We start from the raw sequence: 17,276 nt of genomic DNA on the forward strand, positions 1-17,276 counted from the left end.
CTGTGTTGTTATGTTTCTGCCCGGCGCTTCGTCACCGCGACGCCTTATTGAATTCACAGAACGGCAACACTTTGCCTTGATCAGGCAAAGAATGCGGCGACTGCGTTGAGGTCGGATTGTCGCGGCGTGTCGCCGCGCAGATTGGCGTCGATCACGCGGCGGCAGGCGTCAACCGTGTGGGTGTCGCCCAATTCGTTGGCGGCCTCGAGGATCGACCAGACCGTGTCCAAGGGAACGTCGCCCTGCACGGTTGCCTTCGGGTCTGACAGCATCGGCGGGGCCGCGGTTAGAATTCGAACAGGTCGCGGCCGTGCCGCGCCAGGTTGTGCAGGTCAGCCACCGTGCCGCGCACCGCATTGCAGCGGCGGCATTCGATGATGGTATCGCCGGATGCGTGCGCCGGATCGGCGAGCTTGATCGCCAGGCTGCCGCAATCCGTGCAGATGATCTTGAAGCCGGTTGAAATTACTTGCTGCTGCAAATTCATTGTGGCCTGCGCCTCTGTTGATGCCGACCTTAGCCGAACAACTTTTAAGACTGGGGTCGCGGAGCGGATTGCAATCGAGCGACCAAGTTAGGACGCGGTTAAGATTTCGCCGCGGCCGCGCGGCCCTGCAGCTGCAGCGTCGGCCTGCCGAGCCCGGCCGCGGCGGCGCGCACGGCTTCGCGGGCATTGACGGTGATGATGCCGGCAGCGTGGGCCCAGACCGCGAGGTCGGAGGCGCTGTCGCCGGCGTAGATGAAGCCCTCGGGAAATGTCTTCCGCAACAGGTCGGCCTTGTTGGCGCCCTTGAGATTATGTTCGCCGTCGGAGGCGAGCACCTGGTCGATCCAAGGCAGGCGTGATGCCAGCTTCTGTGCGAGCAGCGCGTCGGCAGCAGTTGCCAGCACGATGCGGCGGCCGGCCGCGTTCTCGCGCTCGGCCAATGCAACGACGTCCTGGTGCAGTTCGATCCGGCTCCAGTCGATGTGCTCGCGCTGTGCGAGCCGGCGCTTCAATGCCGCGCGGCCGCGCGTGAGCCAAGCGGCGCATGACACGACGATCAACGGATTACGGCGCAGGATCGAGAAGAAGCTCAGATAGAGCAGATCGCCGGTGATCAGCGTGCCGTCGAGGTCGAGTACGAGCGGCAGCGATGCCGGGAGGCCGAGCAAAGGGGACAACCCGTCGGTGCGGGAAGCATCCTGCGGCTTCGCGATGTCGTCGCCGGCGAGGCGAGGCTCAGTCATTCGCGGCGCTCAGCCGGGTTGCGACCTTGCACACGTCGATTGTGCGCACTCCGGTCTCGGTGGTCCTGCAACCGCCGTAGCCGAACCTGCTCGCAAAGGCCACACCATCCTGGTCCGAGCTTGAGACGATCGGGACCAACAAAAAGGCCGCCCGAGGGCGGCCGTCTTTCCTGTGGAAGCCAGCAGAAATCTTTAGCGGACCGTCGAGGTGCCCGAGGAGGTGATCGCTACCGGTTTGCCGGCCTTGACGACCTGCGTCGTCTGGGCAGTCTGGGTGAAATCCGCGTTGTTCCGGGCCGAGATGCCGAGCGCCGCAATCCCGATCGCCGCAACAAGGGCAACCACCACAATCTTGAGATGGGTCGCGCGGTCAGCTGAATGGATCGAGTGGTTCATGGTCGCCTCCGGGCGTCTGTGCGCCGTCTATGGCAGGTACTGGTAAGCCCCATCTGTTTCCGGATCGTTTCGTGAGTTCCCGGAAATGGTTTCGTGCCACGGGCGGATTGGTTTCACCGTGCCTTGCGTCACACTCGCGGCCGGCTAAAACTGACCCCAGGCGCGGAACTGCGCTTGGGAGAAAAACAATAATGAAAACAATGAGCATAACCCGCCGCCGACTGCTGGGAACCGGTTCTGCCGCAGTTGCCGCCACGATGTTTGGTAAGCCAGCCCTTGCCGCCGCCGAGTTCGATCTCAAGCTCGGCGTCAACACTCCGGAAACCCATCCGCTAACAATCCGCCTGACCGAAGCCGCCAAGGCGGTCGGCGCGCAGTCGTCCGGCCGGGTCAACATCACGGTGTTCGCCAACAGCCAGCTCGGCGGCGATCCGGAGATGCTGTCGCAGGTCCGGGCCGGCGGGATCGAACTGTTGGCGGCGCCCAGCATGACGCTGTCGACGCTCGTGCCGCTGTCGGGGCTGCCCAGCATCGGTTTCGCCTTCCAGTCCTACGACCAGGTCTGGGCGGCGATGGACGGCGGCGTCGGCGATCTCGTGCGCGAGGCGATCGCGAAGACCGGCGTCGTGCCGCTGAAGAAAGTCTGGGACAACGGCTTCCGCCAGATCACCTCGTCGTCGAGCCGGCAGCTCAACAGCGTCGACGATCTCAAGGGTTTCAAGATCCGCGTGCCGGTGACGGCATTGCTGACGTCGCTGTTCTCAGGGCTCGGCGCATTGCCATCGAGCATCTCCTACAGCGAGCTCTATTCGGCGCTGCAGACCCACATCGTTGAAGGGCAGGAGAATCCGCTGGCGCAGGTCTCCACCGGAAAACTCTACGAGGTGCAGAAATTCTGCGCGCTCTCGAACCATTGCTGGAGCGGTTACTGGATCCTCGGCAACCGCCGCGCGATGGCGGGCCTGCCGCCCGATCTGCTCGAGCTCATCAATGCCGCGTTCGACGCCGCGGCGGTGAAGGAGCGCGCCGATCTGGTCGAGATGGACCGCTCGCTGCAGGCCGAGCTGACCGAGAAGGGCATGACGTTCAACAAGCCCGATCCCGTGCAGTTCAGGGCCGCGTTGGTGAAGGCCGGCTTCTACACGCAGTGGCAGAAGACTTACGGCGCGGACGCCTGGGCGGCGCTGGAGAAATACACCGGCAAGCTGACGTGAGCGCAGCCTGACATCACGCGCGCGATTACCCGACGCGTAATCGCGCGTGCGATCTCCCTTTGCGATGGTCGGTGCATCGGCGGCGATGGGTGCCGATCGATCCGCAAAGGGAGATACCCGATGGCCCAACCGCTTCATGCAACCGCCAGAGACGGCACAAAGCTGTTCGTGCAGGATTGGGGCTCGGGCCGGCCGGTGCTGCTGCTTGCCGCCTGGACGTTCAATGCCAGCATCTGGGGTAGCCAGATCGTGGCGCTCAACGCCAAGGGTTTTCGCTGCGTCGCGCCTGACCGGCGCGGACACGGCCGCTCTGACATGCCGATGGCGGGATACGATCTCGACACGCTAACCGATGACGTCGCCGCCGTGATCGAGCAGCGTGATCTCCACGACGTCACGATCGTCGCGCATTCGATGGGATCGATCGAGGCGGTGAACTATCTGGCGCGTTATGGCGGAGAGAGAATCGCGCGGCTGGTGCTGGTGGCGCCGACCACGCCGTTCATCGTGCAGACCGAGGATAATCCGGACGCCGTGCCGAGAGCGATGGTCGACGCGCAAAATGCGGCGATCGCGCAGGACTTTTCGAAATGGATGGGCGAGAACGAAGCGCCGTTCTTCATGCCCGACACACCTGAGGTGACGCGGGCCTGGATCAGGGAGATGATGCTGAGCGTGCCGCTGCCGGTGGCGCTGGCCTGCCGCACGACCATTTCCTTTGCCGATCTGCGTGCCGCGGCGAGCGGGATCGATTGCCCGACGCTGATCGTGCATGGCGACAAGGATGCCAGCGCACCGCTCGAGCTGACCGGCGCGAAGACGGCAAAGCTGATCAAAGGAAGCAGGCTGGCCGTCTATGAAGGCGCGCCGCACGCGTTGCCGCTGACGCACAGCGCGCGCTTGATGGCTGACCTGCTGGCGTTCATGGATGCTTAGCTCGCGCGCGCGATGTCGGCGCGGATCGCGCGTGCCGCCCAGGCGAACAGCAGGGCACCGAGCGTCGTCGTGAGCCCGGCCGACAGCAGCGAGTAGCGAACCGCATCGACGCCGTAGGTGCTTTTCAGCGCGTCGTTGATCATGCCGACGGCGAGGGGGCCGACGCCCTGGCCGAAGCAGGTCGCGGTCAGCAGCACGATCGCCGAGGCCAGCGCGCGCATGCTGGGCTTTGCCACCGTCTGCGCGATCGCAAAGATCGGGCCGAGATGAAAGCCGACCATGAACGAGGTCAGCGCCAGGGTCGCGACCATCAGCGTGAAGCTTTGCGTCAGCATGCACAGCGCGAACATCGGGCCGGCGAGACCGGACATGATCGCGGGCGCCCACAGCTTCCAGCGGTCGTCGCTGCGGCCGATCTGCGCCACCACGAGGCCGCCGACCAGCGTGCCCGCCATGCCGGCGAGACCCTTGAAGGTGCCGGCATAGGTGCCGATCTCGGCGCTGGTGAGGTGATGGATGCGCGCCAGGAACGGCGGGATCCACACCGCAGTGGCGTAATTGGTGTAGGTCGTCAGACAAAAGCCGACCAGCACGATGACGAAGCTCGGCTGCGCTACCAGGAAGCGCAGCGTCGGCCCGATCGGTTCGGCCTTGAAGGTCTCGGCCATTGCGCCGCGCTTCGGTTCGGTGATCGTCAGCCACAGCACGGCGGCGAGCGCGATGCCGGGCAGGCCCGCGGTGAAGAACGCCATCCGCCAGCCATAGTGCTGGTTGACATAGCCGCCGATGAAATAGCCGAGGAAGACGCCGAGATAGGTGCCGATCGCATAGATGCCGAGCGCGCGCGGTCGTTCGTTCTTGTCGAAGAGATCGGCGATCATCGATTGCGAGGCCGGCGTTCCCGCTGACTCCCCGATGCCGACGCCGACCCGGGCCAATGCCAGCGTCGTGACGCTGGAGGCGAGGCCGCAGAGATAGGTCATCGCGCTCCAGAACGCGAAGGCGATCGCTACGATGTTGCGGCGGCTGAGGCGATCGGCCATCCGCGCGATGGGAATACCGAGCAGCGAATAGAACAGCACGAAGCCGAACCCGGCGAGCAGGCCGATCGTGGTGTCGCTGAGCGTGAACTCCTTCTTGATCGGTTCGATCAGCACGTTGAAGATGGTGCGGTCGAGGAAGTTGAGGGCCTAGATGATCGTGAGCAAGGCGAGGACGTAGTAGCGGCGCGCCAATGGCGCGGCCGCAGCTTGGGTTGGCGCGGCCGCTTGCGGTGCCACATCGACCATGACCTCCTCCCCAGATCTTCTCTGGCGTTGCTTGCGCGCGGGCCTTACACCTCGCGGATGTAGTTCCCTGCCTCGAATTCGATCGGCCTCGTGTCGGCGTCGAACGACACCCCGATCGGGTCGCGGCCGGTGGCCATGGCCTCGAGCTGATCAGAGAGCATCCGGCGGATCATCAGGATGCCGCGGTCGCTCTGGGCAAAATGCTCTTGCGAATGGATCGTCACCGCGCCCTGGCCGACCTGGGCCTCGTAGTCGCCGGGGAATTGCTGGTGCTCGGCCTCGGTCATGTCCCACCAGAACTTGCCGTTGAATTTCGAGCGCATCCGCCCGATATCGCCCGCGTTCTTGACCCGGCCGGCGACGTAGATGCGAAACGAGGTGTCGTCGATCGGCAAGGTCCAGCCGATCGATTCGACGCGCGCGAACTGCGCGACGCGCGGATTGGGCACGACACGGAGTGTCGGGAGGGCGGCCTCGGTGACGCGATAGAACACCTTGCCGTCGTCCTGCCTGCGGATCGAACGCACCGCGACCCCGCGCGGCGACATCTCGAACTTCACCTCGGGCATCGAGGCCATCACGTTGGTGAACTGCGGCCCCGAGAACGAGCCGTGCAGCACCGGCACATGGTAGGGGTCGGCGACGTTCTCGAAATGCTGCAGCCAGTTGCAGGGGATCACGGCAGGGCCGCCGCCGCCGATCGAGGAATCGTCGGCCTCGACGAACTCGCCGTCGTCCATGTTTTCCAGACACTCGTAGCGCGGCAGCACCGGCTTCTTCTCGACCGGGCCCATATAGGCGAAGATCAGGCCGTAGCGTTCCTGCACCGGATACCAGGGTTGGCGCACCTTGTCCTTGAACAGGCCGCCGTCGGGCTCGCAGGGTTGTTCGAGGCAGCGGCCCTCGGTGTCGAACTTCCAGCCGTGATAGCAGCAGCGGATGCCGTCTTCCTCGACCTTGCCGTAATAGAGTGTGGTGCCGCGGTGGCAGCAGCGCGCATGCAGCAGGCCGACCCGGCCATGCCGGTCGCGGAACAGGATCAGGTCTTCGCCAAGCGCGCGGACTTTTCTGGGGATATCGGTGGCGTCACCGGTGAGGCCGACCGGGTGCCAATACCGGCGCAGCAACTCGCCCATCGGCGTGCCGCGGCCGACCGAGGTGAGCTCGGTCCGGGTGCCGGACGGCTTCATCGCATAGGCCGTGCCGAGATCGCGGTCCCGCTGGGTGATCGTCATGTTGTCCTCCCGGCCGCTGGTCTGGCGCCGGCGGCTGATCTATCGTTGACCAAGTCAACGATAGATCGATGACAATGTCAACGATCTCGTTCGGCTTGGCAGCGCGCGGCTTTGTTGGCAGAGGTTGGTGATGACCGAGAAGCTCAGGACTGAGAGGGCCTTGCCGCCGGAGGCCGTTGTCGATTCCGAACTGGCGCCGATCACCGCGATGATGTCGTCGCGGCTGATGGTGCTGGCGAACCTGCTCAGGCGCGGCGCGATGCTGCGCTACAAGCGCCTGACCGGCCTGTCCTCGGTCGAGTTCGGCTTGGTCGCCTCGCTCGGCCGGCGGCCGCCGATGAGCGTGGTGCGGCTCGCCGAGGCCGTCGGCATGGACAAGGGGCAGATCAGCCGGGCACTCGCCGAGCTCGTGGCGCGCAAGCTGGTGGCGAAGGCAGCCAATCCGCGCGACAATCGGGAGACCTTGGTCTCGCTTACCAAGGCCGGCCTGGCCGCCCATGATGCAATCGTGGCCGGCGCGCAGGAGCGGAACCGGCGCCTGCTGGAACAGCTTGCGCCCGCGGATCTCGAGCTGCTGCTCGGACACATCGATCGGCTTACCCTGACCGCCGCCGAGATGCTCGCTGCCGAACGGAGGCTGGGCTGATATGGCAAGAGCGCAGGGCACAGGATGGCTGCCGCAGCGTTGCCCATGGAGGCAAGCGCATCCGCCTGACGAGGCCGAGAGCCCGCCGGAAGGACGGTAAAAGCGTCAAAATAGCTTGTCTTGCGCCCCCTGTTGCGCTGCGCTAAAGCCTCAAGAACAATTCCAATCAACGAATCTGCGGCACGTCCGAAACCGCAGCAAGAAGGCCTCGCCGATGACCGGCATCCTGCAGAATTATCTTCCACTTGTGGTCTTTATCGGAGTTGCGAGCCTGATCGGTCTGGCGCTCCTGATCGCGCCGTTCCTGGTCGCCTTCCAATCGCCGGACCCGGAAAAGCTGTCCGCGTATGAATGCGGATTCAACGCTTTTGACGACGCCCGCATGAAGTTCGACGTCCGCTTCTATCTGGTGGCGATCCTCTTCATCATCTTCGACCTCGAAGTGGCGTTCCTGTTCCCCTGGGCCGTGGCGTTCGGAAAGCTCGGCGCCACCGGGTTCTGGTCGATGATGGTGTTCCTGGCCGTGCTGACGGTCGGGTTTGCGTACGAATGGAAGAAAGGCGCGCTCGAATGGGATTGAGCCCCACCGCCGCAACCTCCCGGCCGGCGATAGCCAAATCTGAGATCGCCATGGCTCCGAAGGGTATTCTTGATCCGTCGACCGGCAAGCCGGTCGGCGCCAATGATCCGTTTTTCCTCGAGGTCAATCACGAGCTGTCCGACAAGGGCTTCTTCGTCGCCGCGGCCGATGACCTCATCACCTGGGCGCGCACCGGCTCCCTGATGTGGATGACCTTCGGTCTCGCCTGCTGTGCGGTCGAGATGATGCAGGTCTCGATGCCGCGCTATGACGTCGAACGCTTCGGCTTCGCGCCGCGTGCCTCGCCGCGGCAGTCCGACGTGATGATCGTCGCGGGTACCCTGACCAACAAGATGGCGCCCGCGCTGCGCAAGGTCTACGACCAGATGCCGGAGCCGCGCTACGTCATCTCGATGGGCTCCTGCGCCAATGGCGGCGGCTACTACCACTACTCCTACTCGGTGGTGCGTGGCTGCGATCGCATCGTGCCGATCGATATCTACGTGCCGGGCTGCCCGCCCACGGCGGAAGCGCTGCTCTACGGCGTGCTGCTGCTGCAGAAGAAGATCCGCCGTATCGGCACCATCGAACGCTAAGGTTTCAGGTATGGACGACGGCAAGCTCGACGCCCTTGGGCAGACGATCGTGAGCGCGCTTCCGGGCGCGGCCACGGCGCACTCGGTCGCGTTCAATCAACTCATTATCGACGTCGAGATTGGCAGAATCGTGGACGTCGCCAGGTTTCTGCGTGACGATCCCGGCTGCCGCTTCGTCAACGTTACCGACGTGACCGCGGTCGACTATCCGAGCCGCGAGAAGCGTTTCGATGTCGTCTACCATCTGCTGTCGCCGACGCTGAACACGCGCATCCGTTTGCGCGGGCAGGCAGACGAGACCACGCAGGTGCCGTCGATCATCGGCGTCTTCCCGGGCGCCGACTGGTTCGAGCGCGAGACCTACGACCTCTACGGCGTGATCTTCATCGGTCATCCGGACATGCGCCGCCTGTTGACGGACTACGGCTTCGACGGTCATCCGCTGCGCAAGGATTTCCCGCTCACCGGCTTCGTCGAGGTTCGCTACGACGACCAGGAGAAGCGGGTGCTGTATGAGCCGGTCCGGCTCAACCAGGAATTCCGCAAGTTCGATTTCCTTTCGCCCTGGGAAGGCGCGGACTATCCGCTGCCCGGCGATGAAAAGGCCAAGGCGGAGCCGAAGCCATGAATGAACAGCCGCAAAACCTTCGTAACTTCACCATCAACTTTGGGCCGCAGCATCCGGCGGCGCACGGCGTGCTGCGCCTCGTGCTGGAGCTCGACGGCGAAGTCGTCGAGCGCGTCGATCCGCATATCGGCCTGCTTCACCGCGGCACCGAGAAGCTGATCGAGCACAAGACCTATCTGCAGGCGATTCCCTATTTCGACCGGCTCGACTACGTCGCGCCGATGAACCAGGAGCATGCGTTCTGTCTCGCGGCGGAAAAGCTGCTCGGCATCACAGTGCCGCGCCGCGGCCAGCTGATCCGCGTGCTGTATTGCGAGATCGGCCGCATCCTGTCGCATCTGCTCAACGTCACCACACAGGCGATGGACGTCGGCGCGCTGACCCCGCCGCTGTGGGGCTTCGAAGAGCGCGAGAAGCTGATGGTGTTCTACGAGCGCGCCTCGGGCTCGCGCATGCACGCGGCGTTCTTCCGTGTCGGCGGCGTGCATCAGGACCTGCCGCCGAAGCTGATCGACGACATCGAGGCGTGGTGCGATCCGTTCCTCAAGGTGGTCGACGACCTCGATCGGCTGCTCACCGGCAACCGCATCTTCAAGCAGCGCAACGTCGATATCGGTGTGGTGCCGCTGAAGGAAGCCTGGGAGTGGGGCTTCTCCGGCGTGATGGTGCGCGGCTCGGGCGCAGCCTGGGACCTGCGCAAGTCGCAGCCCTACGAGTGCTATGCCGAGATGGACTTCGACATCCCGATCGGCAAGAACGGCGACTGCTACGACCGCTATCTGATCCGCATGGAAGAGATGCGCCAGTCGGTGCGCATCATGAAGCAGTGCATCCAGAAGCTCAAAGCACCCGACGGGCAGGGTCCGGTCGTGGTCGAGGACAACAAGATCGCGCCGCCGCGCCGTGGTGAGATGAAGCGCTCGATGGAAGCGCTGATCCATCACTTCAAGCTCTACACCGAAGGCGTGCACGTGCCGGCCGGCGAAGTCTATGCCGCGGTCGAGGCGCCGAAGGGCGAGTTCGGCGTCTACCTCGTCGCCGACGGCACCAACAAGCCCTACAAGTGCAAGATCCGCGCGCCGGGCTTCGCCCATCTGCAGGCGATGGATCACATCTGCAAGGGCCATCTGCTGGCCGACGTTTCCGCCATCCTGGGCTCGCTGGACATCGTGTTCGGCGAGGTCGACCGGTGACGATGTCCGCATCCGCACCGCGCGCAATGAGAGTTTGATCGATGTCCGTCCGCCGCCTTGCCCCGAAGGAATTGCAGCCCGCGAGCTTCACGTTCACGGACGAGAATCTCGCCTGGGCCAAGAAGCAGATCGAGAAATATCCGCCGGGCCGGCAGGCCTCGGCCGCGATCGCGATCCTGTGGCGGGTGCAGGAGCAGCACGACGGCTGGGTCTCGGAAGCGGCGATCCGCGCCGTCGCCGACCTGCTCGAGATGCCGCATATCCGCATGCTCGAGATCGCGACCTTCTACACCATGTTCCAGCTCTCGCCGGTCGGCAAGAAGGCCCATGTGCAGGTGTGCGGTACCACGCCGTGCCGGCTGCGCGGCGCTGCCGACCTGATCGAGGTCTGCCAGCATCGCATCCATCACGATCCCTTCCAGCTGTCGAAGGACGGCAACTTCTCCTGGGAAGAGGTCGAGTGCCTAGGGGCCTGCGTGAACGCGCCGATGGTGCTGATCTGGAAGGACACCTATGAGGACCTGACCAAGGAAAGCTTCGGCAAGGTGCTCGACGGCTTTGCCGCCGGCAATCCGCCGAAGCCGGGCCCGCAGATCGACCGTCAGTTCTCGGCGCCCGCAGGCGGGCCGACGACGCTGAAGGAAACCACCTGATGGCGGGCTTTCAGGTGCTGGCAAATGAGACGGGAAGGGGCGCTGCGATGAAGGCCTGGCGCACGATTGCCCTGCATACCGCTGTCGCGGCGGGCTTCATGTTCGTGCTGCAACGCTACGGCCTGAGCGCCACGGCGGAATCCAGCCTGTTGTGGGCCATCGTGTTCGGCGGCTGCGCCGCCGGGCTCGCTTATTCGCAAGCCAATCGGTGATGTTCGGAAAGTTTTGAGCATGCTCGACGACAAGGACCGCATCTTCAAGAACCTCTACGGCCTGCATGATTGGGGCCTCGAGGGCGCGCGCCGCAGAGGCGCCTGGGATGGCACCAAGCGGATTATCGACAAGGGGCGCGACTGGATCATCAACGAGATGAAGGCGTCCGGCCTGCGCGGCCGCGGCGGCGCCGGCTTCCCGACCGGCATGAAGTGGTCCTTCATGCCGAAGGAATCCAAGGACGGCCGTCCGAGCTACCTCGTCGTCAACGCCGACGAGTCGGAGCCCGGCACCTGCAAGGACCGCGAGATCATGCGGCACGATCCGCATCTCTTGGTCGAAGGCTGCCTGCTCGCGAGCTTCGCGATGGGTGCGCATGCCTGCTACATCTATATCCGCGGCGAATTCATCCGCGAGCGCGAGCGGCTGCAGGCGGCGATCGACCAGGCCTATGAGGCCAAGCTGGTCGGCAAGGATAATATCAATGGCTGGCCGTTCGACATCTATGTCGCGCACGGCGCCGGAGCCTATATCTGCGGCGAGGAGACCGCGCTGCTCGAGAGCCTCGAGGGCAAGAAGGGCCAGCCGCGGCTGAAGCCGCCGTTCCCGGCCAATGTCGGCCTCTATGGCTGCCCGACCACCGTCAACAACGTCGAGTCGATCGCGGTCGCGCCCGACATCCTGCGCCGCGGCGCCGCCTGGTTCGCCGGCATCGGCCGGCCGAACAATGTCGGCACCAAGCTGTTCTGCATCTCCGGTCACGTCGAGCGGCCCTGCAACGTCGAAGAGGCGATGGGGATTCCGTTCCGCGAGCTGATCGAGAAGCATTGCGGCGGCATCCGCGGCGGCTGGGGCAATCTGAAGGCCGTGATCCCCGGTGGCTCGTCGGTGCGCATGGTGCCGGCCGAGCAGATCATCGACACGCCGATGGATTTCGACAGCTTGAGCAAGCTGCGCTCGGGCCTCGGCACCGCGGCGGTGATCGTGATGGACAAGTCGACCGACCTGATCCGGGCGATCGCGCGCATCTCCTATTTCTACAAGCATGAGAGCTGCGGCCAGTGCACGCCGTGCCGCGAGGGCACCGGGTGGATGTGGCGCGTCTTGACCCGTATGGCCGAGGGCCGTGCCCACAAGCGCGAGATCGACATGCTGCTCGAGGTCACCAAGCAGGTCGAGGGCCACACCATCTGCGCGCTCGGCGACGCCGCTGCCTGGCCGATCCAGGGCCTGATCGCGCATTTCCGACACGAGATCGAAGAGCGTATCGACCAGTATTCGCACAAGGCCGATCTCGACGATCAGGGCGTTCGCGATCCCATGCACATGGTAGCCGCGGAGTAATGCTGGCGATGACGCAACAGGCCGCATGGTGGCAGAAATACGGGACGCTTGCGCAGATGGCGCAGGCGACCGTGGCGCTGCTCGGCTTTGTTGCAATCCTGCTGCAGATCAACGAAATCCGCACCTCGAACCGCGCTTCCAGCGCGCGTTCGGCGTTTCTCGGCTACACCGATCTCGCATTCCAGAATCCGAAATTCGCTCAGCCCGATTACGAGGCCATCAAGGCCGCCGGTCGCGAAGAGCGGTCCCAATATGAGAGTTTTGTCTCGTATTTCCTCTATGCCTGCGAGGAGACCTTTGCCGCATTCGCCGACAAACGCGAATGGCAGGCATCGTGTGACTACGACCTGAAACCGCATCTGCCGTTCCTCTGCGAGAAGAACCAGGCGCAGCCTGCCTATCTCGCGACCTACGGCGCCGACACCCAGCAATGGGTGAAGACCTCATTGAAAACCGCGAGCGTCGCACCGCCCGACTGCAAGCTCGGAAAGACTTGAGACAGACATGAGCAAGATCATCGTCGATGGCAAAGAGATCGATGTGCCGCCGGAGTACACGCTGCTGCAGGCATGCGAGGCGGCCGGCGCAGAGATTCCGCGCTTCTGCTATCACGAGCGGCTGTCGATCGCCGGCAATTGCCGGATGTGCCTGGTCGAGGTGAAGGGCGGCCCGAAGCCGGTCGCGAGCTGCGCCTGGGCCGTGCGCGACTGCCGTCCGGGCCCGAAGGGCGAGCCGCCGGAGATTTCGACCCGTTCGCCGATGGTCAAGAAGGCGCGCGAAGGCGTGATGGAGTTCCTGCTGATCAACCATCCGCTGGACTGCCCGATCTGCGACCAGGGCGGCGAGTGCGACCTGCAGGACCAGGCGATGGGCTACGGCGTCGACACCAGCCGTTTCGCCGAGAACAAGCGCGCGGTCGAGGACAAGTATCTCGGCGCGCTGGTCAAGACCTCGATGAACCGCTGCATCCAGTGCACGCGCTGTGTCCGCTTCTCCGCCGAAGTCTGTGGCGCCCCGGAAATGGGCGCGACCGGGCGCGGCGAGGACATGGAGATCACCACCTATCTCGAGCAGGCGCTGAGCTCGGAGCTGCAGGGCAACCTGGTCGACATCTGTCCGGTCGGCGCGCTGACCTCGAAGCCTTACGCCTTCGCGGCGCGGCCCTGGGAGCTCGGCAAGACCCAGTCGGTCGACGTCATGGACGGCGTGGGATCTGCGATTCGCGTCGACACCCGCGGCCGCGAGGTGATGCGCATCCTGCCGCGCATCAATGAGGCGGTGAACGAGGAGTGGATCTCCGACAAGACCCGCCACGTCGTCGACGGCCTGCGCACGCAGCGCCTCGACCGGCCCTATGTGCGCGAGAACGGCCAGCTCCGGCCGGCGACCTGGCAGGAAGCCTTCGCCGCGATCGCCGCCAGGGCCGGCCGCAGCGACGGCAAGCGGATCGGCGCGATCGCCGGCGATCTCGCCGCGGTCGACGAAATGTATGCGCTGAAGGAGCTGCTCGCGAAGTTCGGATCGGTCAATCTCGCCGTGCAGGGCGGCGATGCGTTCGATGCCAAGGCTGGCCGCGGCTCCTACATCTTCAATCCGACCATTGCCGGCATCGACCAGGCCGACGCGATCCTGATCATCGGCTCGCATCCGCGCAAGGAAGCCGCCGTGCTGAACGCGCGGATCCGCAAGCGCTGGCGTACCGGCGGGCTCAAGGTCGGCATGATCGGGGCCAAGGCCGATTTCACCTATGACCACGACTATCTCGGTGCGGGAACCGACACGCTGGCCGATCTCGTCGCCGGCAAGCACTCCTTTGCCGACGTGCTGAAGAACGCGCAGCATCCGATCATCCTGGTCGGCGCCGGCGCCTACACCAGGCACGACGGCGCGGCGGTGCTGGCGCAGGCCGCCAAGCTCGCCGTCGACGTCGGCGCACTGAAGGACGGCTGGAACGGCTTTGCCGTGCTGCAGGATACCGCCTCGCGCGCCGGCGCGCTCGATATCGGCTTCTCGCCCTCGGCTGGTGGCCTGACCACGGCGCAGATGACGACGTTCGGCACGCTGGACCTGCTGTTCCTGCTCGGTGCCGACGAGATCAAGGCGCCGGACGGCACCTTCGTGGTCTATATCGGCACCCATGGCGACCAGGGCGCGCATCGCGCCGACGTCATCCTGCCGGGCGCGGCCTATACCGAGAAATCCGGCATCTACGTCAACACCGAGGGCCGGGCGCAGATCGCCAACCGCGCCGCGTTCCCGCCGGGCGAGGCCCGCGAGGACTGGGCGATCATCCGCGCGCTGTCCGACGTGCTCGGCAAGAAGCTGCCGTTCGACTCGCTGCAGGTGCTGCGGCAAGCGATGTTCAAGGCCCATCCGCATCTGATGCGGCTCGACGAGATCGAGGCCGGCAAGCCCGACGACGTCAAGGCGTTGGCAGGCAAGGGCGGCAGCGTCGACAAGGCGGCATTCAAGCCGACGGTCGAGGATTTCTATCTGACCAACCCGATCGCGCGGGCCTCTGCCGTGATGGCGGAATGCTCGCGGCTGGCGTCGGGCCGAATGCTGACGGCAGCGGAGTGAGCGTGACCTGATGGCTGAATTCTTCGCAAGCTCGTTCTGGACCGGCTTCCTCTGGCCGCTGATCATCATGGTCGCGGAGAGCCTGTTGCTGCTGGTCGTGCTCCTGATCGCGATCGCCTACATCCTGCTCGCCGACCGCAAGATCTGGGCGGCGGTGCAGATCCGCCGCGGCCCCAACGTGGTCGGGCCGTTCGGTTTGCTGCAATCCTTCGCCGACCTCCTGAAATTCGTGCTGAAGGAGCCGGTGATTCCGTCCGGCTCCAACAAGGGCGTGTTTCTGCTGGCGCCGCTGGTGTCGTGCATCCTGGCGCTGGCCGCCTGGGCCGTGATCCCGTTTGATCTCGGCTGGGTGATCTCCGACATCAATGTCGGCGTTCTCTACATCTTCGCGATCTCGTCGCTGTCGATCTACGGCATCATCATGGCCGGCTGGTCGTCGAACTCGAAGTATCCGTTCCTGGCCGCGCTGCGCTCGGCGGCGCAGATGGTGTCCTACGAGGTCTCGATCGGCTTCGTCATCATCACCGTGCTGCTCTGCGTCGGCTCGCTGAACCTGTCGGCCGTGGTCGAGGCGCAGAACACCCGCGGGCTTGCGCACCTTATCGGCCTGCCGCAGCTCACCATCCTGAACTGGTATGTGTGGCCGCTATTTCCGATGTTCGTGGTGTTCTACGTCTCGGCGCTCGCGGAAACCAACCGTCCGCCGTTCGACCTGGTGGAAGCCGAATCCGAACTGGTCGCCGGCTTCATGACCGAATACGGCTCGACCCCGTATCTTTTGTTCATGCTCGGCGAGTACGTCGCGATCACCACGATGTGCGCGCTGGCGTCGATCCTGTTCCTGGGTGGCTGGCTGCCGCCGGTCAATCTGCCGCCGTTCACCTGGATTCCGGGCATCGTCTGGTTCGCCCTGAAGGTGTTCTTCATGTTCTTCATGTTCGCGATGGCGAAGGCGATCGTGCCGCGCTACCGCTACGATCAACTGATGCGGCTCGGCTGGAAGGTGTTCCTGCCGCTGTCGCTGGCGATGGTGGTGATCGTGGCCGGCGTGCTGCAGTTCGCCGGCATCGCGCCGAAGTGAGGCCGTCATGAGTGTCAATGTCAACGCAACAGCCCGCTCGCTTCTACTGTCGGAATTCGTCTCGGCGTTCTTCCTCGCGATGCGCTATTTCTTCCAGCCGAAGCCGACGCTGAACTATCCCTTCGAGAAGGGCCCGATCTCGCCGCGCTTCCGCGGCGAGCACGCGCTGCGCCGCTATCCGAACGGCGAGGAACGCTGCATCGCCTGCAAGCTGTGCGAGGCGATCTGCCCGGCGCAGGCGATCACGATCGAAGCCGGCCCGCGCCGCAACGACGGCACCCGCCGCACGGTGCGTTACGACATCGACATGGTGAAGTGCATCTATTGCGGCCTGTGCCAGGAGGCATGCCCGGTCGACGCCATCGTCGAGGGACCGAATTTCGAATTCGCGACCGAGACCCGCGAGGAACTGTACTATGACAAGGCCAAGCTGCTCGCCAATGGCGACCGCTGGGAGCGCGAGATCGCGAAGTCGATCGCGCTCGACGCGCCGTACCGGTGAGGTGAGGGCATGATCCTTCCGGCGCTGTTCTTCTATCTGTTTGCCGCGGTCTGCGTGGCCTCGGCGGTCATGGTGATTGTCTCGCGCAATCCCGTGCACTCCGTGCTGTTCCTGATCCTGGCCTTCGTCAACGCGGCCGGGCTGTTCATCCTGATGGGCGCCGAGTTCCTCGGGATGATGCTGATCGTGGTCTATGTCGGCGCCGTCGCGGTGCTGTTCCTGTTCGTGATCATGATGCTCGACGTCGACTTCGTCGAGCTGCGCGAGGGCTTCATCCAGTATCTGCCGATCGGCATCGTGATCGGCGGCATCTTCCTGTTCGAGCTCCTGCTCGTGGTCGGCGCCTGGGTGATCAACCCGCAGGTCACCAAGACGATCACGGCTGCGATCCCGACCAATGTCAGCAACACCGAGGCGCTCGGCCTCGTGCTCTATACGAAGTACATCCATTACTTCCAGCTCGCCGGCATGGTGCTGCTGGTCGCGATGATCGGCGCCATCGTGCTGACGCTGCGCCACAAGGCCAAGGTCAAGCGGCAGAACATCAACGTGCAGAACGCGCGCACGCCCGAGATGGCGATGGCGATGCGCAAGGTGGCGTCGGGGCAGGGCCTGCAGGATGCCGACGCGGCGGAGTGGGTGAAATGACGATCGGGCTCGGACACTATCTCGCGGTCGGCGCGATCCTGTTCACGCTCGGGATCCTCGGCATCTTCCTCAACCGCAAGAACATCATCGTCATCCTGATGTCGATCGAGCTGATCCTGCTGTCGGTCAACATCAACCTGGTGGCGTTCTCGACCTTCCTCGGCGACATCGTCGGCCAGGTGTTCGCGCTCTTGGTTCTGACGGTGGCCGCCGCCGAGGCCGCGATCGGCCTCGCCGTGCTGGTGGTGTATTTCCGCAACCGCGGTTCGATCGCGGTTGAAGACGTCAATCTGATGAAGGGCTAGGCGCAGT

Annotated in this window: 21 protein-coding genes and 1 pseudogene; 16 read left to right on the forward strand and 6 right to left on the reverse strand. The window is 64.6% G+C overall.

The features are described 5' to 3' along the window. Positions 1 to 80: 80 nt before the first annotated feature. The 4 genes from E2I15_RS05640 to E2I15_RS05655 form a co-directional block, all read right to left on the reverse strand. Positions 81 to 272 carry a hypothetical protein gene (locus E2I15_RS05640; RefSeq protein WP_137477827.1) on the reverse strand — a complete coding sequence of 64 codons (192 nt, stop codon included), beginning with the start codon at positions 270 to 272 and terminating at the stop codon, positions 81 to 83. Positions 273 to 286: 14 nt separating this feature from the next. After that, complete coding sequence (locus E2I15_RS05645; protein WP_137477828.1) at positions 287 to 487, reverse strand: hypothetical protein; 201 nt, start codon at positions 485 to 487, stop codon at positions 287 to 289. Positions 488 to 585: 98 nt separating this feature from the next. Then, entirely contained in the window at positions 586 to 1,230 is a 645-nt protein-coding gene (locus tag E2I15_RS05650) for a haloacid dehalogenase-like hydrolase (RefSeq protein WP_137477829.1), read from the reverse strand. Between the two features lie 192 nt (positions 1,231 to 1,422). Continuing rightward, a complete protein-coding gene (locus E2I15_RS05655; RefSeq protein WP_137477830.1) occupies positions 1,423 to 1,626 on the reverse strand; it encodes a hypothetical protein in 204 nt (67 codons plus the stop codon). Between the two features lie 200 nt (positions 1,627 to 1,826). On the opposite strand from E2I15_RS05655, the gene E2I15_RS05660 reads away from it, so the two are divergent. Together E2I15_RS05660 and E2I15_RS05665 are read left to right on the forward strand one after the other, a co-directional pair. After that, positions 1,827 to 2,840 (forward strand): TRAP transporter substrate-binding protein, encoded by a 1,014-nt coding sequence (locus tag E2I15_RS05660; protein ID WP_170991442.1) that lies wholly within the window; start codon positions 1,827 to 1,829, stop codon positions 2,838 to 2,840. 120 nt (positions 2,841 to 2,960) lie between these two features. Continuing rightward, positions 2,961 to 3,776 carry an alpha/beta fold hydrolase gene (locus E2I15_RS05665; protein WP_137477832.1) on the forward strand — a complete coding sequence of 272 codons (816 nt, stop codon included), beginning with the start codon at positions 2,961 to 2,963 and terminating at the stop codon, positions 3,774 to 3,776. Here the strand turns inward: E2I15_RS05665 and E2I15_RS05670 are convergent. Continuing rightward, positions 3,773 to 5,065: pseudogene (locus E2I15_RS05670) on the reverse strand (spinster family MFS transporter). The gene E2I15_RS05665 and the pseudogene E2I15_RS05670 overlap by 4 nt on opposite strands. 44 nt (positions 5,066 to 5,109) lie before the next feature. Then, a complete protein-coding gene (locus E2I15_RS05675) occupies positions 5,110 to 6,300 on the reverse strand; it encodes an aromatic ring-hydroxylating dioxygenase subunit alpha (protein ID WP_137477833.1) in 1,191 nt (396 codons plus the stop codon). A gap of 130 nt (positions 6,301 to 6,430) precedes the next feature. Here E2I15_RS05675 and E2I15_RS05680 point away from each other — a divergent pair, with 130 nt between their 5' ends. The 14 genes from E2I15_RS05680 (at position 6,431) to nuoK (ending at position 17,269) form a co-directional block, all read left to right on the forward strand. Next, positions 6,431 to 6,946 (forward strand): MarR family winged helix-turn-helix transcriptional regulator, encoded by a 516-nt coding sequence (locus E2I15_RS05680; protein WP_137477834.1) that lies wholly within the window; start codon positions 6,431 to 6,433, stop codon positions 6,944 to 6,946. Between the two features lie 214 nt (positions 6,947 to 7,160). Further along, on the forward strand, positions 7,161 to 7,526 hold the full coding sequence (locus E2I15_RS05685) for an NADH-quinone oxidoreductase subunit A (RefSeq protein ID WP_018271860.1): 366 nt from the start codon (positions 7,161 to 7,163) through the stop codon (positions 7,524 to 7,526). 50 nt (positions 7,527 to 7,576) lie between these two features. Beyond that, positions 7,577 to 8,122 carry a NuoB/complex I 20 kDa subunit family protein gene (locus E2I15_RS05690; RefSeq protein ID WP_018271859.1) on the forward strand — a complete coding sequence of 182 codons (546 nt, stop codon included), beginning with the start codon at positions 7,577 to 7,579 and terminating at the stop codon, positions 8,120 to 8,122. 10 nt (positions 8,123 to 8,132) lie between these two features. Then, a complete protein-coding gene (locus E2I15_RS05695; protein WP_137477835.1) occupies positions 8,133 to 8,750 on the forward strand; it encodes an NADH-quinone oxidoreductase subunit C in 618 nt (205 codons plus the stop codon). After that, a complete protein-coding gene (locus E2I15_RS05700) occupies positions 8,747 to 9,943 on the forward strand; it encodes an NADH-quinone oxidoreductase subunit D (protein ID WP_069276821.1) in 1,197 nt (398 codons plus the stop codon). The genes E2I15_RS05695 and E2I15_RS05700 overlap by 4 nt, the downstream gene beginning before the upstream one ends. Positions 9,944 to 9,984: 41 nt before the next feature. Next, positions 9,985 to 10,596, forward strand: a complete 612-nt coding sequence (gene nuoE / locus E2I15_RS05705; protein ID WP_016847752.1) for an NADH-quinone oxidoreductase subunit NuoE — start codon at positions 9,985 to 9,987, stop codon at positions 10,594 to 10,596. After that, positions 10,596 to 10,808, forward strand: coding sequence for a hypothetical protein (locus tag E2I15_RS05710; RefSeq protein WP_137477836.1), 213 nt, complete (start codon positions 10,596 to 10,598; stop codon positions 10,806 to 10,808). The genes nuoE and E2I15_RS05710 overlap by 1 nt, the downstream gene beginning before the upstream one ends. 19 nt (positions 10,809 to 10,827) lie before the next feature. Beyond that, positions 10,828 to 12,153 carry an NADH-quinone oxidoreductase subunit NuoF gene (gene nuoF / locus E2I15_RS05715; protein WP_137477837.1) on the forward strand — a complete coding sequence of 442 codons (1,326 nt, stop codon included), beginning with the start codon at positions 10,828 to 10,830 and terminating at the stop codon, positions 12,151 to 12,153. Between the two features lie 8 nt (positions 12,154 to 12,161). Beyond that, positions 12,162 to 12,650, forward strand: a complete 489-nt coding sequence (locus E2I15_RS05720; protein ID WP_137477838.1) for a hypothetical protein — start codon at positions 12,162 to 12,164, stop codon at positions 12,648 to 12,650. A 7-nt stretch (positions 12,651 to 12,657) separates the two neighbouring features. Beyond that, the gene (gene nuoG / locus E2I15_RS05725) at positions 12,658 to 14,733 is read left to right on the forward strand and encodes an NADH-quinone oxidoreductase subunit NuoG (protein WP_137477839.1); all 2,076 of its coding nucleotides are present in this window, start codon (positions 12,658 to 12,660) and stop codon (positions 14,731 to 14,733) included. A 10-nt stretch (positions 14,734 to 14,743) separates the two neighbouring features. Continuing rightward, positions 14,744 to 15,814, forward strand: a complete 1,071-nt coding sequence (nuoH, locus tag E2I15_RS05730; RefSeq protein WP_018271855.1) for an NADH-quinone oxidoreductase subunit NuoH — start codon at positions 14,744 to 14,746, stop codon at positions 15,812 to 15,814. A 7-nt stretch (positions 15,815 to 15,821) separates the two neighbouring features. After that, positions 15,822 to 16,316 carry an NADH-quinone oxidoreductase subunit NuoI gene (nuoI, locus tag E2I15_RS05735; protein ID WP_018271854.1) on the forward strand — a complete coding sequence of 165 codons (495 nt, stop codon included), beginning with the start codon at positions 15,822 to 15,824 and terminating at the stop codon, positions 16,314 to 16,316. Positions 16,317 to 16,325: 9 nt separating this feature from the next. Continuing rightward, entirely contained in the window at positions 16,326 to 16,964 is a 639-nt protein-coding gene (locus E2I15_RS05740) for an NADH-quinone oxidoreductase subunit J (protein WP_137477840.1), read from the forward strand. Continuing rightward, positions 16,961 to 17,269, forward strand: coding sequence for an NADH-quinone oxidoreductase subunit NuoK (nuoK, locus tag E2I15_RS05745; RefSeq protein WP_027537255.1), 309 nt, complete (start codon positions 16,961 to 16,963; stop codon positions 17,267 to 17,269). The genes E2I15_RS05740 and nuoK overlap by 4 nt, the downstream gene beginning before the upstream one ends. Positions 17,270 to 17,276: the final 7 nt, after the last annotated feature.

The sequence above is a fragment of the Bradyrhizobium sp. BR2003 genome (assembly GCF_009720285.1).
GTDB lineage: Bacteria > Pseudomonadota > Alphaproteobacteria > Rhizobiales > Xanthobacteraceae > Bradyrhizobium > Bradyrhizobium elkanii.

Bases quoted from the DNA above. Each gene is read 5' to 3' on its own strand.
- E2I15_RS05645 (WP_137477828.1), bottom strand. From the start codon at position 487: ATGAATTTGCAGCAGCAAGTAATTTCAACCGGCTTCAAGATCATCTGC.
- E2I15_RS05675 (WP_137477833.1), bottom strand. From the start codon at position 6,300: ATGACGATCACCCAGCGGGACCGCGATCTCGGCACGGCCTATGCGATG.
- nuoG (WP_137477839.1), top strand. From the start codon at position 12,658: ATGAGCAAGATCATCGTCGATGGCAAAGAGATCGATGTGCCGCCGGAG.
- E2I15_RS05695 (WP_137477835.1), top strand. From the start codon at position 8,133: ATGGACGACGGCAAGCTCGACGCCCTTGGGCAGACGATCGTGAGCGCG.
- nuoK (WP_027537255.1), top strand. From the start codon at position 16,961: ATGACGATCGGGCTCGGACACTATCTCGCGGTCGGCGCGATCCTGTTC.
- E2I15_RS05740 (WP_137477840.1), top strand. From the start codon at position 16,326: ATGATCCTTCCGGCGCTGTTCTTCTATCTGTTTGCCGCGGTCTGCGTG.
- nuoE (WP_016847752.1), top strand. From the start codon at position 9,985: ATGTCCGTCCGCCGCCTTGCCCCGAAGGAATTGCAGCCCGCGAGCTTC.
- nuoH (WP_018271855.1), top strand. From the start codon at position 14,744: ATGGCTGAATTCTTCGCAAGCTCGTTCTGGACCGGCTTCCTCTGGCCG.
- E2I15_RS05660 (WP_170991442.1), top strand. From the start codon at position 1,827: ATGAGCATAACCCGCCGCCGACTGCTGGGAACCGGTTCTGCCGCAGTT.
- nuoI (WP_018271854.1), top strand. From the start codon at position 15,822: ATGAGTGTCAATGTCAACGCAACAGCCCGCTCGCTTCTACTGTCGGAA.
- E2I15_RS05700 (WP_069276821.1), top strand. From the start codon at position 8,747: ATGAATGAACAGCCGCAAAACCTTCGTAACTTCACCATCAACTTTGGG.
- E2I15_RS05690 (WP_018271859.1), top strand. From the start codon at position 7,577: ATGGCTCCGAAGGGTATTCTTGATCCGTCGACCGGCAAGCCGGTCGGC.
- nuoF (WP_137477837.1), top strand. From the start codon at position 10,828: ATGCTCGACGACAAGGACCGCATCTTCAAGAACCTCTACGGCCTGCAT.
- E2I15_RS05685 (WP_018271860.1), top strand. From the start codon at position 7,161: ATGACCGGCATCCTGCAGAATTATCTTCCACTTGTGGTCTTTATCGGA.
- E2I15_RS05720 (WP_137477838.1), top strand. From the start codon at position 12,162: ATGACGCAACAGGCCGCATGGTGGCAGAAATACGGGACGCTTGCGCAG.
- E2I15_RS05655 (WP_137477830.1), bottom strand. From the start codon at position 1,626: ATGAACCACTCGATCCATTCAGCTGACCGCGCGACCCATCTCAAGATT.
- E2I15_RS05680 (WP_137477834.1), top strand. From the start codon at position 6,431: ATGACCGAGAAGCTCAGGACTGAGAGGGCCTTGCCGCCGGAGGCCGTT.
- E2I15_RS05650 (WP_137477829.1), bottom strand. From the start codon at position 1,230: ATGACTGAGCCTCGCCTCGCCGGCGACGACATCGCGAAGCCGCAGGAT.
- E2I15_RS05640 (WP_137477827.1), bottom strand. From the start codon at position 272: ATGCTGTCAGACCCGAAGGCAACCGTGCAGGGCGACGTTCCCTTGGAC.
- E2I15_RS05710 (WP_137477836.1), top strand. From the start codon at position 10,596: ATGGCGGGCTTTCAGGTGCTGGCAAATGAGACGGGAAGGGGCGCTGCG.
- E2I15_RS05665 (WP_137477832.1), top strand. From the start codon at position 2,961: ATGGCCCAACCGCTTCATGCAACCGCCAGAGACGGCACAAAGCTGTTC.